The 15,207-nt window shown below is 70.4% G+C and carries 16 protein-coding genes; 10 read left to right on the plus strand and 6 right to left on the minus strand.

The window, feature by feature from the left end; genetic code table 11:
• Window positions 1–47: 47 nt before the first annotated feature.
• From JMJ56_RS02920 to JMJ56_RS02940, 5 genes are read left to right on the plus strand one after another with little or no spacing between them, the layout of a single operon-like run.
• A complete protein-coding gene (locus JMJ56_RS02920; protein ID WP_202830093.1) occupies window positions 48–1,031 on the plus strand; it encodes a DctP family TRAP transporter solute-binding subunit in 984 nt (327 codons plus the stop codon).
• The gene (locus JMJ56_RS02925; protein ID WP_202830094.1) at window positions 1,028–1,522 is read left to right on the plus strand and encodes a TRAP transporter small permease; all 495 of its coding nucleotides are present in this window, start codon (window positions 1,028–1,030) and stop codon (window positions 1,520–1,522) included. The genes JMJ56_RS02920 and JMJ56_RS02925 overlap by 4 nt, the downstream gene beginning before the upstream one ends.
• A 3-nt stretch (window positions 1,523–1,525) precedes the next feature.
• A complete protein-coding gene (locus JMJ56_RS02930) occupies window positions 1,526–2,800 on the plus strand; it encodes a TRAP transporter large permease (protein ID WP_202830095.1) in 1,275 nt (424 codons plus the stop codon).
• Window positions 2,801–2,837: 37 nt separating this feature from the next.
• On the plus strand, window positions 2,838–4,319 hold the full coding sequence (gene hydA / locus JMJ56_RS02935) for a dihydropyrimidinase (RefSeq protein ID WP_202830096.1): 1,482 nt from the start codon (window positions 2,838–2,840) through the stop codon (window positions 4,317–4,319).
• A complete protein-coding gene (locus tag JMJ56_RS02940) occupies window positions 4,316–4,678 on the plus strand; it encodes a hypothetical protein (protein ID WP_043363335.1) in 363 nt (120 codons plus the stop codon). The genes hydA and JMJ56_RS02940 overlap by 4 nt, the downstream gene beginning before the upstream one ends.
• 3 nt (window positions 4,679–4,681) lie before the next feature.
• Here JMJ56_RS02940 and JMJ56_RS02945 read toward each other — a convergent pair whose 3' ends face one another.
• Complete coding sequence (locus JMJ56_RS02945; protein ID WP_202830097.1) at window positions 4,682–5,356, minus strand: DNA-3-methyladenine glycosylase family protein; 675 nt, start codon at window positions 5,354–5,356, stop codon at window positions 4,682–4,684.
• Window positions 5,357–5,554: 198 nt separating this feature from the next.
• Here JMJ56_RS02945 and JMJ56_RS02950 point away from each other — a divergent pair, with 198 nt between their 5' ends.
• The 3 genes from JMJ56_RS02950 to JMJ56_RS02960 all read left to right on the plus strand — a co-directional run bounded on the left by JMJ56_RS02950 (window position 5,555) and on the right by JMJ56_RS02960 (window position 8,240).
• Window positions 5,555–6,274 carry a response regulator gene (locus JMJ56_RS02950; protein WP_202830098.1) on the plus strand — a complete coding sequence of 240 codons (720 nt, stop codon included), beginning with the start codon at window positions 5,555–5,557 and terminating at the stop codon, window positions 6,272–6,274.
• Window positions 6,271–7,647, plus strand: a complete 1,377-nt coding sequence (locus JMJ56_RS02955) for an ATP-binding protein (protein WP_236037395.1) — start codon at window positions 6,271–6,273, stop codon at window positions 7,645–7,647. The genes JMJ56_RS02950 and JMJ56_RS02955 overlap by 4 nt, the downstream gene beginning before the upstream one ends.
• 146 nt (window positions 7,648–7,793) lie before the next feature.
• Window positions 7,794–8,240, plus strand: a complete 447-nt coding sequence (locus tag JMJ56_RS02960; RefSeq protein ID WP_328702247.1) for a helix-turn-helix domain-containing protein — start codon at window positions 7,794–7,796, stop codon at window positions 8,238–8,240.
• A gap of 18 nt (window positions 8,241–8,258) precedes the next feature.
• Here the strand turns inward: JMJ56_RS02960 and JMJ56_RS02965 are convergent, their stop codons facing one another.
• The 3 genes from JMJ56_RS02965 to JMJ56_RS02975 all read right to left on the minus strand — a co-directional run bounded on the left by JMJ56_RS02965 (window position 8,259) and on the right by JMJ56_RS02975 (window position 10,558).
• Window positions 8,259–9,227: a Bug family tripartite tricarboxylate transporter substrate binding protein gene (locus JMJ56_RS02965; RefSeq protein WP_202830100.1), complete on the minus strand. Its 969-nt coding sequence runs from the start codon at window positions 9,225–9,227 to the stop codon at window positions 8,259–8,261.
• Window positions 9,228–9,343: 116 nt separating this feature from the next.
• Complete coding sequence (locus JMJ56_RS02970; RefSeq protein WP_202830101.1) at window positions 9,344–9,694, minus strand: hypothetical protein; 351 nt, start codon at window positions 9,692–9,694, stop codon at window positions 9,344–9,346.
• Between the two features lie 87 nt (window positions 9,695–9,781).
• Window positions 9,782–10,558: an enoyl-CoA hydratase gene (locus tag JMJ56_RS02975; protein WP_202830102.1), complete on the minus strand. Its 777-nt coding sequence runs from the start codon at window positions 10,556–10,558 to the stop codon at window positions 9,782–9,784.
• A 59-nt stretch (window positions 10,559–10,617) separates the two neighbouring features.
• Between JMJ56_RS02975 and JMJ56_RS02980 the strand changes: the two genes are divergently transcribed.
• Together JMJ56_RS02980 and JMJ56_RS02985 are read left to right on the plus strand one after the other, a co-directional pair.
• Window positions 10,618–11,790, plus strand: a complete 1,173-nt coding sequence (locus JMJ56_RS02980) for a CaiB/BaiF CoA transferase family protein (protein ID WP_202830103.1) — start codon at window positions 10,618–10,620, stop codon at window positions 11,788–11,790.
• Window positions 11,790–12,968: a mandelate racemase/muconate lactonizing enzyme family protein gene (locus JMJ56_RS02985; RefSeq protein ID WP_202830104.1), complete on the plus strand. Its 1,179-nt coding sequence runs from the start codon at window positions 11,790–11,792 to the stop codon at window positions 12,966–12,968. The genes JMJ56_RS02980 and JMJ56_RS02985 overlap by 1 nt, the downstream gene beginning before the upstream one ends.
• A 16-nt stretch (window positions 12,969–12,984) precedes the next feature.
• Here the strand turns inward: JMJ56_RS02985 and JMJ56_RS02990 are convergent, their stop codons facing one another.
• Together JMJ56_RS02990 and JMJ56_RS02995 are read right to left on the minus strand one after the other, a co-directional pair.
• Complete coding sequence (locus JMJ56_RS02990; RefSeq protein ID WP_202830105.1) at window positions 12,985–14,013, minus strand: WD40 repeat domain-containing protein; 1,029 nt, start codon at window positions 14,011–14,013, stop codon at window positions 12,985–12,987.
• Complete coding sequence (locus JMJ56_RS02995) at window positions 14,010–15,026, minus strand: CobW family GTP-binding protein (RefSeq protein ID WP_202830106.1); 1,017 nt, start codon at window positions 15,024–15,026, stop codon at window positions 14,010–14,012. The genes JMJ56_RS02990 and JMJ56_RS02995 overlap by 4 nt, the downstream gene beginning before the upstream one ends.
• Between the last annotated feature and the right edge of the window lie 181 nt (window positions 15,027–15,207).

Genomic DNA, 15,207 nt, shown 5'->3' on the forward strand with positions numbered 1-15,207 from the left:
CCCTGAACCCGGCACCAAGAGGCCGGTCGGATGGGGGAGGGAAGGCCATGGCTTCAGGGATCATCCGCCGGGGTGCGCTCCTCGGCGGCGCGTTGCTCGCGGGGCCCGCCATCGCTTACGGGCAGGGAACGCGGGCGCTTCGCTTCGGCCATGTCCAGCCGCCCGAGGGGGAGATCAACCGTGGCATCCTCCGGGCCGCGGAACTGCTGAAGGAGCGCTCCGGCGGCCGGCTGCGGATTGATAACTTCCCCTCCTCCCAGCTTGGCGGTGAGCGGGACATGCTGAGCCAGGTTTCCTCCGGCACGCTTGACCTCTGCATCACCGGCCCGGGCGTGCTCGGCTCCTGGGTGCGTCCGCTCTCCATCCTGGAGAGCCCCTTCCTCACCCGCGACTTCGCCCAGCTGCAGCGGATGTTCGAGCATCCGGCGGTGCAGGCGATGCGCCGCCAGCTCGCCGAGCAGCGCAGCATGCGGGTGCTCGCCCCCTGGTATTACGGCACCCGCCAGCTGACGACGCGCGACCGGCCCGTCGGCCTGCCCGAGGAGCTGATGGGCCTCAAGATCCGCGTGCCCGAGGCGCCGCTTTTCCTCGACATGATGCGGACGCTCGGCGCCGCGCCGACGCCCATGTCGCTCGGCGAGGTCTATCTCTCGCTGCAGACGGGCGTGATCGACGGGCAGGAGAACCCTCTGCCGACCATCGCGGCGAACAAGTTCATGGAAGTCCAGAAATACGTGAACCTGACGGGGCATATCCTCGTCCCGCTGGTCCCGGTGCTGAGCGAGCAGAGCTGGACTGCCCTGCCGCCCGCCGACCGCGACCTTCTGGTCGCCGCGCTGAATGAAGGCGGCGCCCTCGGCGGCCAGCTGACGCGCGACAGCGAGCAGCGCCTCCGCGGCGAGTTCGAGGCGCGCGGCGCTGTCTTCGTCGACAGCGACCGCGCTGCCTTCCAGCGCGCCCTCGGCCCCATGTACGCCCGCTACGAGGAGGTCTGGGGGCGCGGCGTCCATGCCGCACTGCAAGCCCTGTGAAGCTGCTGCGCCGGGCCGATGAGGCGCTCTCCGTCCTGCTCGGCGTCGCGCTTTTCGCCGTGCTGATCTGGCAGGTGTTGACGCGCTACCTGCTCGGCGACCCGAGCGCCTATACCGAGGAAGCCGCGCGCTACCTCTATGTCGGCGTCGTCTTCTTCGGCGCCGCGGCGGCGGTCGGCGACCGCAGCCATATCGGCATGCCCTTCCTGGTGGAGCGCCTGTCGCCCGGCCCGCGCCTCGCCGTCTCGCTGCTCACCCAGGCGCTGACGCTCGCCTTCTGCGTCGCCATCATTTTCTGGGGCTGGCGCGCCGCCGCCCGCGAATGGGATCTTCCAAGCATGGCCATGGAAATCCCGACCGGCCTGGTGCTGGCCATCATCCCCACGGCCGCCGCCATCATGGCCGTGCGGACTCTGGCCTGCATGGCCGAGGATGTCCGTGCCTTCCGCCGCGGCGAGGTGTTGACCGCCTCCGCCGCCAGGGATTTTTGAGGGATGCTTGGCTTTTTCGGCGCCTGGCTCGGCCTCGTCGTCCTCGCCCAACCCGTTGCCTTCGCGCTCGGCGTCGTCGCCGTCGGCTGGCTGATGCTGGAAGGCGCGCCGATGATCACCGCGCCGCAGCGCCTGATGGCCGGTGCCGACAATTTTGCGCTGCTCGCCGTGCCCTTCTTCGTCCTCGCCGGCAACCTGATGAACACTTCGGGCGTCACGGACCGCATCTACGGCTTCGCCTCCGCCATGGTCGGGCATTTTCGCGGCGGGCTGGGGCATGTGAACATCCTTGGCTCCGTCATCTTCTCCGGCATGTCGGGCAGCGCCGTCGCCGATGCGGGCGGGCTCGGCGCGCTCGAGATCAAGGCCATGGTGAAGGAGGGCTACCGGCCCGAATTCGCAGGCGCCCTGACGGCGGCCTCCTGCGTCGTCGGGCCGATCATCCCGCCTTCCATCCCGCTCGTTCTCTATGCGGTGATCTCCAACACCTCGATCGGCCGGCTCTTCCTCGGCGGCATCATCCCCGGCCTCGTCATCGGCGCCGCGCTGATGGCCTATGTCTGGTACGTAGCGGGGAAGGAGGGCTTCCCTCGTGGCCGCCGCCACACATGGGCCGAGCGCGGCCAGGCCGCCGCCTGTGCCTTCCTCCCTCTGCTGACGCCGGCCATCATCCTCGGCGGCATGTTCGGCGGCATCTTCACCGCGACCGAGGCCGCGGCCGTCGCCGCCCTTTACGCGCTGCTGCTCGGCACCGTGGTCTACCAGGAGCTTGGCTGGCGTCAGCTCGTCCAGGTTTTCCGCGAAAGCATGAACACCACGGCGACGGTCGCCTTCATCGTCTGCGCTGCAACGCTGTTCAACTGGGTCCTGGCCCGTGAGCGCGTGCCGCAGCAGGTGGCCGAACTCCTGCTCGGCGTCACGGACGACCCGATGCTGATGCTCTTGCTCATCAACCTGCTGCTCTTCTTCCTCGGCATGTTCATGGAGGCGCTGGCCATCATGGTGCTGACCGTCCCCGTGCTGATGCCGGTGGTGACGCAGCTCGGCATCGACCCGGTGCATTTCGGCATGGTGATCACCCTCAACCTGATGCTCGGCCTGCTGCATCCGCCGATGGGCATCGGCCTCTTCGTCGTGGCAAAGGTCGGCAACATCCCCTACGGCAAGCTGGCCTGGGCCACGCTGCCCTTCTTCATCCCGCTGATCGGCGCCCTCGTCCTGCTGACGATCTTCCCGCAGATCACCCTGGTGCTTCCGAACCTCGTCTACGGCTCCTAGACTGGCCCTCTGGTAGGCAACCCGGAGGAGAGGGCGGATGGCCGAATACGATCTCGTAGTACGCGGCGGGCAGGTTGCCGGCGGCTTCGGCACCATGCGCTGCGACATCGGCATTCGCGGCGGCCGCATCGTGGCGCTGGCCGAAAGCATCACGGATGGCACGGCGACGCTCGACGCCGGCGGCCTGCTGGTCCTGCCCGGCGGCGTCGACAGCCACTGCCACATCGAGGAGCCGGCCCGTGGCGGCTATGTCGGCACCGGCGGCGACCTCGCAGTCACGGTGAACGAGGAGAGCTTCCGCACCGCCAGCACCTCCGCCTTCGCCGGCGGCACCACCAGCGTCGTTTGCTTCGTCCCACAGTGGAAGGGCGAGGGCATCCTCCCCCGCCTCGCCGACTACGAGCAGCGCGCGGCGAGGGGAATGCTAGACTACAGCTTCCACCAGATCATCAGCGACCCGACCGACGAGGTGCTGGAGCGCGAGGTGCCTCAGATCGTCGCCAGGGGGATCCGCAGCCTCAAGGTCTTCCTCACCTACGAGCCGCTGCACCTAAGCGACGAGCAATTCCTCAAGGTGCTGGTGACGGCCCGCCGCCATGGCTGCCTCGTCACCGTCCATTGCGAAAACTACGCCGCTATCAAGTGGCGCACCGAGATGCTGATGAAGGCCGGGATGACCGGGCCGAAATACCATGCCTGGTCGCGCCCCGTCGTCGTAGAGCGCGAGGCGACGCACCGCGCCATCGCCCTGGCCGAGCTCGTGGACCAGCCCATCCAAGTCTTCCATGTCAGCTGCGCCGAGGCGGCGGAGGAAATCGCCCGCGCCCAGCATCGCGGACTCAAGGTCTGGGGCGAGACCTGCCCGCAATACCTGACGCTGACGGCGGCCGACATGGACCGCCCCGGCTTCAAGGGCGCCGCCTATATGTGCTCGCCGAGTCCGCGCACGGTGGAGGAGCAAGCCCGCATCTGGGAGATGATCCGCCGCGGCACGCTCGATGTCGTCTCCTCCGACCATTGCGGCTTCTCGATGGGCGGCGAGGCGGGCAAGGCGGCGAATGGCCGCGATGCCCCCTTCCGTGACATCCCGAACGGCATCCCGGGCCTCGCCGCCCGGCTGCCGATCCTGTTCAGCGAGGGGGTCTCGAAGGGTCGCATCTCCCTCGACCACTTCGTCCGGCTGACGGCGACCAACCCGGCGCGGCTGATGGGCCTCGCCCCGCGCAAGGGCGTCATCGCCATCGGGGCCGACGCTGACCTCGCCCTCTGGGATCCGAAGAAGAAGGCGGTCATTAAGAATCCGTTGATGCAACATGCTATCGACTACACCCCTTACGAGGGGCTGGAGGTCACCGGTTGGCCGGTGGCGACGATCCGGCGAGGCGAGGTGGTGATGCGCGACGGCGTGGTGCAGGCCGAACCGGGCAGCGGGCAGTTCCTGCCCCGCGCGCCCTATGACTTCATCGCCCCGCGCGGCGTGCTGGCGGACGGCTTCGACGCCGCCCCCGCGCCGTCGTGATCCCCTCGGAGCCGGACTACACCGCCTATAACGCGGCCGACGAGCCCTGGCGCATCGCCCGCCTCATCCGCACCGATGGCCGCGTCCGCGAGTTGCTGCGGATCATGACGGCGGAGTCGCCGGTCGGCGAGGGCAGCGAGGGCGAGCGCATCTGGGCCGCCCATGTCATCCGCTTGCATGACGAACGTGGCCTGCTGGAGGCGCATTGCACCGCCGCCCTCGGCGGCTCCGGCTGGCTTCCGGTCATCGCCCTGGCACTGGCCCGCGCCTGGGACGGCGAGGACGAGCAGGCCATCGCCTTCCTCGTCGAGGGCGAGACCCTGCCCTGGCCGCTGGACTCGATCCTGCTGGCGCCCTGAGTCTCAGCCATCCTCCACCGCAGGCCGTCCGGTGACGAAGCGCCAATGGTGCCAGAGCAGCCGCGCGGCGAGCGAGCGCCATGGTGCCCAGCCCTCGGCCAGCACGGCGAGCGCCTTCGGCCCCGGCCGTGCCGGGAGGCCGAGCAGATGCGCCGCGCTCGCCGCCAGCGCCAAGTCGCCGGCAGGAAAGACATCCGGCCGCTGCTCGGCGAAGAGCAGGTGGACCGCCGCCGTCCAGGGGCCGAGGCCCTTCACCGCCGCGATATGGGCGACCGCCTCCGCATCGCTCATCGCGGGCAAGGCGATGAAGTCGAGCCGGCCTTCGAGGCAAGCCGCGGCGAGCGAGCGGGCATGCGCCGCCTTGGGCCGGGAGAGGCCGGCGATGCCGCAGAGCGTCGCATCGTCCATCGCCAGCAACCCGGCGGGATCAAGCGCATCGGGCAGGGCCGCCAGCCGGCGCCAGATGGCCGCCGCCGCCTGATTGCTGATCTGCTGACCGCAGATGGCACGGAGCAGGCCAGGGAAGCCGGGCTGGCGGATGCGCCAGGGGAGCGGCCCGGCCGCCGCCTCGATCGCACCGAGGCGCGGATCGGCGGCGGCCAGGGCCGCGAGCCCTTCCCTCGCCCAGGGGGGTAGGGCGGGGAAGGGTAGCGGGGATGGGGAGGAGGGTGAGGCCATCCCCGCCGCCTATACCCATCGGCGACCGGGATGGGGAAGCCGGCCGCCTGGGCTCCTCTGAAACTGCCCCCCGGATGTTGCTGCGGGAATGCCCGTGTCGTGCCGAATTGCAACGGCTTGCAACCAGGGCGGCTTCGGCAACTTGGCGCAACAACATCCTGCGCGGAATGGCGCCGGGCGCGCTATGTTACAAAGGCCATGGAACCCCAGCCTCATATCCTGGTCGTCGATGACGACCGCGAGATCCGCGACCTCCTCTCGAAATTCCTCGAGCGCCAGGGCATGCGCGTCGCCGCCGCCCGGGACGCGAAGGAGGCCCGCCGCCTCTGGCCGCTTGGGCGCTACCACCTGGTGGTGCTCGACCTCATGCTGCCCGGCGAGAGCGGCCTCGACTTCGCCAAATGGCTGCGCGCGCAGGGCGACGTGCCGATCGTCATGCTGACCGCCATGGCGGACGAAACGGACCGCATCGTCGGGCTGGAGCTCGGCGCCGACGACTATCTCAGCAAGCCCTTCAATCCGCGGGAGCTGCTGGCACGGGTGCGGGCCGTGCTGCGCCGCGCTTCGAGCGAGGCGGGGGCGCCATCGGCGGCCCCGGCCAAGTCCATCCGCTTCGGCGGCTGGACGCTGGAGCCTTCGCGGCGCCGCCTACTCAATCCGGACGGGGCCGAGGTGCCGCTTACGGGCGGGGAGTACGAACTGCTGCAGGTGCTGGTGGAGCGGCCGAACCGTGTGCTCACCCGCGACATGCTGATGGACCTGCTGCGGGGCCGCCAGGCGGGCCCCTTCGACCGGGCGATCGACGTCGCCGTCTCCCGGCTGCGGCGGAAGCTCGAGGATGACGGGCGCAACCCGAGCCTCATCAAGACGGTGCGCGGCGGCGGCTATGTGCTGGCCGCGACGGTGGAGCGCAATTGAGCGCCACCAGCCCGACCGCGCCCTGGCGCTTCTGGCCCCGGAGCCTCGCCGGGCGGACGGCGCTGGTCTTGCTGCTGGCGCTCACCGCCGTCCAGGCGGCGGGGCTGACCATCCATGCGCTGGACCGCGTCGACCTCCAGCGCTTCGCCCAGGCGCGGGAGATCTCGGCGCGGTCGATCAGCGCCTGGCGCACGGTCATCCTCGCGCCGGCGGACCGGCGCGGCCAGATGTTGGCTGAGCTGGAGCTGCCGCAGGGGCTGGAGGCGACGCTCGACGAGAAGCCGCTCGCCCGGCTGGACCAGCCGCCGGTCCCGCCGCCCATCGCGCGGATGCTCCGGCTAGAGCAGCTCATAAGCGGGTCGCCGCGCTTCCGGCCGCGCGAGGTGCTGACCTCCTGGGGCGAGCGCGGGCCGCTCTTTTTCGTCAGCCTCCGCCTGCCGAGCGGGGAGTGGCTGAACCTCCGCATCACCCTGCCGCCGCCGCGGCCCTGGCATTCGGAGACCTTCCTCATCGCCTTCTTCGCCATGACGCTGGCGGCGGGGTTGCTGATCAATTGGGCCGTGCGGCGGCTGACCCGGCCGGTGCGGCTGCTGGCCGAGGCGGCGGAGCGCCTGGGACGCGACGTCAACGCGCCTCCCATGCCGGAGCGCGGCCCGACCGAGGTAGCCAAGGCGGCGCATGCCTTCAACACCATGGCGGAGCGCATCCGCCGCTTCGTCGGCGACCGGACGCAGATGCTGGCGGCCATAGGTCACGACCTGCGGACGCCGATCACCCGGCTGCGCCTCCGCGCGGAGTTCATGGACGACGACGAGCAGCGGCGGAAGATGTTGGCCGATCTCGACGAGATGGAGGCGATGGTGGCGGCGACCCTCGCCTTCGCCCGGGACGATTCGGCGGGCGAGCCGACCGTTGCGCTCGACCTCGCAGCCCTCTGCCGCACGGTGCTGGACGAGGCGGCGGATGCGCGGCCGGACCTTGCGGAGGCGATCGGCTATAGCGGACCGGAGCGGCTCGCGGTCCAGGCACGGCCGGTGGCGCTGAAGCGGGCGCTCGCCAACCTGGTCGGCAATGCGCTGGCCTATGGCGGGGCGGCGCGGCTGGCACTGACCGGACCCGAGGCGCCGAGAGGACCAGGGGGAGGGATCGTGCGGCTGGCGGTGGAGGATGAGGGGCCGGGCATCCCGGACGACCAGTTGGAGGCGGTATTCCAACCCTTCCGCCGTCTGGAGGCGAGCCGAAACCGGGAGACGGGCGGGACGGGGCTCGGCCTTCCGATCGCGCGCAACATCTTCCGGGCGCATGGCGGGGATGTGGTGCTGCGAAACCGCAAGGGAGGCGGGCTGGTGGCGCTGGCGACGCTGCCCGGGTGAGCGACGATCCGGCAGCTTTCGGACAAACCCTACCAGTCGGCCGGCGGGAACCGTCCTCAGCGGAGAAAGCGTCAAAGAGCAAGGACTTTGATCCTATACTTGCCGGTGCGGAAAAGCAAGGACAGCGGGAAACCAGCCGCTCGCCCGTGCGTCGCCTGTGCATGGAGGATGATGCCGCGCCGCCCATGGTGGAGTTGATCGAGGGGCGCCTCGAACGGGTGGGCCTGACCCCGGAGGAGGCAAGCCGGGCCGCCGGCCTTGCACCGGATTTCCTCGACCGGCTGCGCGAGGGGCGGGTGGCGGTGCCGCGGGGCGAGCGGCTGCGGCGGCTGGCCGAGGCCCTCTTCACTTCCGTCTCCTATCTCGTCGGGCTCGACCCGGATGTGCCGCCGCCGGCCGAGTGGCTGGAGGAGGAGCAGGGCTCGCTCGGCCTGCTGGCCGGCGACGAGGAGGGGTTGCTGCGCGCCTATCGGAAGCTGGAGTTCAGCGCCAAGGCAGCGGTGCTGCTGGTAGTGCGCCGGATGGCCGGACCGGAGGAGGCGCCTGATGCGGTGCCCGCCAGGCAGGTCCGGCCGGGCCGGAGCCGTTCATGATGCGCAGGGGCTGCCCGGCTATTCGATGCGGATGCCGGCCTGGCGGATGAGGGCGCCGTAGCGCTCGGCATCGCGGTTCAGCAGGGCGGCGGCCTCGGCGCTGGTGCCGCCGCCGGGAATGAAGCCGGCCTCGCGGATGCGGGGCCGCAGCACAGGGTCGGCGAGGGCGGTGCCGAGGGCGGCCGCCCAGCGGTCCCGGATCGGCGCCGGCAGCCCGGCGGGGCCCATCAGCATGTACCAGACATTGGCGTCGAAGCCGGGGAAGCCGCTCTCGGCGACGGTCGGCAGGTTAGGCAGCCAGTCGATGCGCTCGGGCATGGTCGTGGCCAGCGCACGGACCCGCTCGCCGCGGATATGCGGCAGGTAGGTCGGGAAGGTGTCGATGGCGAGGTCGATGCGCCCGGCGAGAATCTCGTTCACCGCCTGACCGGTGCCACGGAAGGGCACATGGGTCATCTGGATGCCGGCGGCCATGGAAAGCAGTTCGGCCGCCAGGTGCTGCTGGGTGGCGACGCCGGAAGAGGAGTAGTTCAGCTTGCCGGGATTATCGCGGGCGCGGGCGATCAGCCCTGCCAGGTCGCGGGACGGGGAGGACAGCGGCACCACGGCAACCAGCGGGACGGTAGCGGCGAGGGCGATGGCCGTCTGGTCGCGATGGATGTCGAAGGGAGGCGGCGTCATCTGCGGCGGGACGACGGCGGACGCGCTGACGGTGCTCATCAGCACGGTATGGCCATCCGGCGCGGCCCGGCTGTTGACCTGCGCGGCAATGGTGCCGCTGGCGCCTGGCCGGTTCTCTACGGCGATCGGGACGCCAAGCGCCTGTTGCAGGAGGGGGGCGACAAGGCGGGCGATGATGTCCGTGCCGCCGCCCGGGGCGAAGCCGACCAGGAGCGTGACGGAGCGGCTCGGCTCCCAGGCCGACTGGGCATGGACGAGCGAAGGCAGGACGAGCGGGGCAGCCAGCAGGCTGCGGCGGCTGGGCATGACGAGTCCTCCAGGCTTTTGCAGCATGGATACCGCAGCCGGTGGGGGCCTGGATATGCCAAGGGCCGGCCCCCTCGCGGAGGCCGGCCCCTGAGCGGTTCAGCCGAGGCGGTCGATCAGCCGCCGCCGCCGCTCTGCGGGTTGTTGCTGGTACCGCCGCCGCCAGGGCCCGAGCCGGGACGGATGGCGCCACCCGGGGTCAGCGGGCTGCCGCCGGTGCCGGAGCCGAGGCCGGGCGGGTTGGCCATGCCCGGAGGCGGCGCACCGCGACCACTTGGCATCACGCCTCGATCGGCATTGCCGGGCGTGCCGGTGCCGGCGGTGACGCCGCCGCCGGGCTGCGGCAGCGTGCCTGGCGCGTTCGGCACGGCATTCGGGCTGGTGGTGCTGGTCTGGGCATGGGCGTCGACCATGCCGACCGTGGCCAGGCCGGCCAGGGCAGCGGTGATGATGGCGATGCGTCGCATGGGGCTTTCCCTTCTTGTGACGTGTGTGTCACGGAGAGAGCGCAACTGCGGCGTCCCGGTTCATTTCACGGTGACGATATACGAAGCTTAGGTTCCGCTCCAGACGGCGGGGCGGCGGGCGAGGAAGCTCTCGACGCCCTCGTGGAAGTCGCGGCTGGTGAAGCACATGGTCACCAGATCGTCGCCATCGACCTGGCGGGCGGCGAGGCGGAGGCGGCGCATCGCCTCCTTGGTGGCGCGAAGCGTCAGCGGGGCATGGCCGGCGATGGTGCGGGCAAGAGCCTCGGCGCGGGCCTGCAAGGCGGCGTGGTCGGGCAGGATCTCGGAGACGAGGCCGATCGCGCGCGCCTCCTCCGCCTCGACGAGGCGGGCGGTGTAGATGAGGTCGAGCACGCGCGCCGGGCCGATCAGCGCGGCAAGCCGGCCGTAATTCGCCATCGACAGGCAATTGCCGAGCGTCTTGGCGATGGGAAAGCCGATGCGGGCATTGCTGGCCGCGATGCGGAGGTCGCAGACCGCGGCGATGGCGGCGCCGCCGCCGGTCGCGGCGCCGGCGATGGCCGCGATGGTGGGCTTCGGGCATTCCTCGAGGGCGACCAGGACGCGGTCGATGCGTTCCTCATAGGCGAGCGCGTCCTCGGGCGTGCGGAATTCCTTGAACTGGGAGATGTCGGTGCCGGCGGCGAAGGCCTTCTCGCCCGCGCCGGTGATGACGATGGCCTTGAGGGAGGCGTCGTCGGCGGCGCCGAGGGCGATCTCGCGCAGCCGCTCGTACATCGGGAAGGTCAGGGCGTTGCGGGCCTGCGGGCGGTTCAGCGTGACGAAGCCGATGCCGTCGCGGCGCTCGTAGAGCAGTTCATCCATGGACTTGCCTCCCCGGGGGTTCGGGGCAAGGTTAGCCGCATCGAGAGGAGCCTCCAACCATGCTGCCGCTAGCGCGCTTCACCGTGCTCGACCTTACCCGCGTCCGCTCCGGCCCGACCTGCGTGCGCCAGCTGGCCGACTGGGGGGCGAATGTCATCAAGATCGAGGCGCCGGACGAGATCGACACCGGCAAGGGCATGGGCGGGGAGCGGCATGGGCCGGACTTCCAGCATGTCCACCGCAACAAGCGCGGCGTCACGATCAACCTGAAGAATCCGGACGGGCTGGCGCTGTTCAAGCGCATGGTCGAGCGGGCCGATGTGGTGGTCGAGAATTACCGGCCGGACGTGAAGGACCGGCTCGGCATCGGCTACGAGGCCTTAGCGGCGGTCAACCCGCGCATCGTGCTGGGCTCCATCAGCGGCTTCGGGCAGACGGGCCCCTATGCCCGGCGGCCGGGCTTCGACCAGATCGCCCAGGGCATGGGCGGGCTGATGAGCGTGACCGGCCTGCCGGGACAGGGGCCGGTGCGCGTCGGCATCCCCGTGGCCGACCTGACGGCGGGGCTCTACACGGCGATCGGCATCCTGGTGGCGCTGCTGGAGCGGGAGCGGACCGGCCGCGGGCGCTGGGTGCATACCAGCCTGCTCGAGGCGATGATCGCCATGATGGACTTCCAGGCGACGCGCTGGACGATGAGGCAGGAGGTGCCGCAACAGGCGGGCAACGACCATCCGACCACGGTGCCGACGGGGCTGTTCCACACCAAGGACGGCATGATCAACCTCGCCGGCGGCGGGCAGGAGATGTGGCGGCGCATCGTCGAGACGCTCGGCATCGAGGAGGAGGCGAATGACCCGGATTTCGCCACCGACAAATCGCGTGCGGCCAACCGCGGCAAGACCAATGCGCTGCTGCAGAAGCCGCTGCTGGAGGACACCTCCGCCAACTGGATCGAGCGGTTGAACAAGGCGGGCGTGCCGAGCGGGCCGGTCTATTCGATGGACCAGGTCTTCGCCGATCCGCAGGTGCGGCATCTCGGCATCGAATGGGCGGTGCAGCACCCGGCGCTCGGCGAGCTGAAGCTCGTCAGGGCGCCGATGAACCTCGCGGGCGTGGAACCGCCGCGCCGGCCGACGCCGGAGCGCGGCGAGCACACGGCCGAGGTGCTGGCGGAGTTCGGCATCGGCGAGGCGGAGCTGGCGGCCCTGCGCGCGAAGGGCGCGGTCTGATGCGCATCGCCTCCGTCCGCGAGACCGTTGCGCCGATCAGCAGCGCCATCGCCAACGCCTATATCGACTTTTCGAAGATGACGGCCTCCATCGTCGCCGTGACCGTCGAGGATGGCGCGGGACGCAGCGCCACCGGCTATGGCTTCAACAGCAATGGGCGCTACGCCCAGCCGGGGCTGCTGCGCGAGCGCTTCATCCCGCGCCTGCTGGAGGCGCCGGAGGCGGCGCTCGTCCATGCCGATGGCGGGTTGGAGCCGGCGGGTGCCTGGGCGGCGATGATGCGGAACGAGAAGCCGGGCGGGCATGGCGACCGGAGCGTTGCGGTCGGCACGCTCGACATGGCGCTGTGGGATGCGGCGGCCAAGCTGAAAGGCGTCCCGCTCTGGCGGCTGTTGGCGGACCGCTACCGCGGCGGCGAGGCGGATGAGAGCGCCTGGATCTACGCGGCCGGCGGTTACTACTACCCCGGCAAGGGCGAGGCGGCGCTGGTCGAGGAGATGCAGCGCTACCTCGACCTCGGCTATAGCGTCGTCAAGATGAAGATCGGCGGCGCGCCAGGGACGCCGCTGCGCGACGCGCTGAAGGAGGATGTCGGCCGCATCGACGCGGTGCTGAAGCTGCTGGGCGGCGACGGCTCGCGCCTCTGCGTCGATGTCAACGGGCGCTTCGGCCTGCATGCGGCGTTGGCCTATGGTGCGGCGCTCGAGCCCTACCGGCTGCGCTGGTACGAGGAGCCGCTCGACCCGCTCGATTACGCGACGCATGCGACACTGGCCGAGCATTACCGCGGGCCGATCGCGACCGGCGAGAACCTGTTCTCCATGCAGGATGCGCGCAACCTCATCCGCCATGGCGGGCTCAGGCCGGACCGCGACGTGCTGCAATTCGACCCGGTGCTCTCTTACGGGCTGGTCGAATACCTGCGGACGCTGGCGATGCTGCAGGAGCACGGCTGGTCCGCGCGGCGCTGCGTGCCGCATGGGGGGCACCAATTCGCGCTGAATATCGCCATCGGCCTCGGGCTCGGCGGCAATGAGAGCTATCCGGAAGTCTTCGCGCCCTTCGGTGGGTTTGCGGACAGCACGCCCGTCCAGGACAGCCGCATCCGCATGCCGGATGTGCCCGGCATCGGCTTCGAGGCGAAGGCCAATCTCTGGGCGGTGATGCGGGAGCTCTGAGCCCCCGCATCCCGGGTCAGCGCCGGCTGAGGTCGACGAGGCCGGCGAAGCCTTCTTCGGAGCCGAAGGCGAGCACCGAGCCGCTGGCATTCCAGCCGAGGGCGGAGATGCCGCCACGGCCGGGGGGCGCCACCGGCACCACCTTGCCCGAGGCGATCTCGGCGATGAGGACGAGCCCGTCGGCGAAGCCGGCGGCCACGACCTCATGCTGCGGATGGCAGGCGACGGCGCTGCACAGCACGCCGTCGCCGCCGGCCAGCTCGGTCGGAGCCTTGCCCATCGGGCCGCCGCCGAAGAAGGGCCAGATGACGACGCTGTCGGCGCCGCTCGTCGCCAGCCAGCGGCCGCGGGCGGTGAAGCTGAGGAAGCGCGTCTTCGACGGATAGCCGGACATGCGCATGTGCTGGCTGTCGGTGAGGCGCCAGCCATGCAGCGCATTCTCCTGCATCGCCGTCACCACATGCGAGCCGTCCGGGCTGAAGGCGATGGCGGCGTGGCTGCCCTTCCAATCCAGCACGCGGGGCTTGTCCTCCTTCGCGGCGACGAACCAGAGGCTGGCCCCGTTGTAGTGGCTGGCGGCCACGCGCTTGCCCTTCGCATCGAAGGCGATGCCGCCGACGGAGGTGGGATGCGTCAGCACCTTCAGCTTCTCGCCCTTGGCGTCGAACAGGTGCAGCTGCTTGCCGACCGAGGCGGCGCGGAGGCCGCCCTCATGCGCGGCGACATGCTCCACCCACTTCATCGCACCCAGCGCGGCGATCTCCGCGATTGTGCCATCGGCACCGGTGCGGACCAGCCGGCCGTCGTCGCCGCCGGTGAGGAAGCCGTCCTTGGCATCGGCGACGAGCGAGAGCACGGCGCCGTCATGCGCCTCGGGCGTCAACCATTCGCCTTCGCCGGGCGGGGCGATGCGCAGCGTGCCGTCGCCAAGGCCGAAGCCACAAGCGCCGCTGCGGTCGAAGGCGAGGCCGACGACCCAGGCCCCAAGCTCCTGCGACCGGCCGCGGGCCGAGAGCAGGAAGTCGGCGTCATTGGTCTCGCTCATACCGGGCTCCAGCGGGCGACCTCGGCCTCTGCCTTGGCGCCGTCCTCGACCTGGCAGGCCTCGAAGCCGCGGCGAAGCATGGGGCGGTTCAGGTCGCGGCCGATGAAGACGATCTTGGAGCGGCGCGGGTCGCCTTCCTTCACCTGGCCGATATAGTCGCCATCGGCGATCATGTGGACGGCCTGGAAGGCGAAGCGGCGGTCCTCGCCGGCGTAGTAGAGGATGCCCTTGGTGCGCAGCAGGTCCTGGCCTTTCTGGGCGAGGAGCTGGGAGATCCAGGCGTTGAAGCGCTCCGGGTCGATCGGGCACGAGACCTCGAAGGAAACCGAGTTCACCGCCGAGTCATGCTCGTGCTCGTCCTCGCCGGAGAGGAAATCCGGCTCGCGCTCCAGGATGCGGGCGAGGTTGAAGGCGTCGCGCCCGATCACGCTGTCGATCGGCACGTCGGACTTCGTGCTGCGGCGGATCTCGGCATAGGGGTTGATGGCGCGGATGCGGCGCTCGACCTCGGCGGCCTCCTCCGGCGTCACCAGGTCCATCTTGTTGAGCACGACGATATCGGCGAAGGCGATCTGCTCGGCCGCCTCGTGGCTGTCGTCGAGCCGGGCGGGCAGGTGCTTGGCGTCCACCACGGTGACGATGGCGTCGAGCCGGGTCGCGCGCTTGACGTCCTCATCGGCGAAGAAGGTCTGGGCGACGGGGGCCGGGTTGGCGAGGCCGGTGGTCTCGACGATGATGCCGTCGAATTTGCCGCGGCGCTTCATCAGCCCGTTGATGATGCGGATCAGGTCGCCGCGCACGGTGCAGCAGATGCAGCCGTTGTTCATCTCGAACACTTCCTCATCGGTATCGACGACAAGGTCGTTGTCCACGCCGAGCTCGCCGAACTCGTTGATCACCACGGCGAATTTCCGGCCGTGGTTCTCGCTGAGGATGCGGTTCAGCAGGGTGGTCTTGCCGGCGCCGAGATAGCCGGTCAGCACGGTTACGGGGACGGGCAAGGCGTCGCTCATGGGGGGCTCCGCGGATAGGGATGAGTCGTGGCCGGGGAATATGGGGCGGCCGGGCGCGGAGGGCAAAGGGGGGCGGCCAGGCCGCGGGGGCGATGGCCCGGGGCGCGGACCGGGCGGCCGGAGAGGGAGCCGTTCCGGCCGAGCCATGATCGGAAGCCAGATCGCCGAGGCTGGGATGGTG

It is taken from the genome of Belnapia arida, assembly GCF_016773205.1.
Classification (GTDB): Bacteria; Pseudomonadota; Alphaproteobacteria; order Acetobacterales; family Acetobacteraceae; genus Belnapia; species Belnapia arida.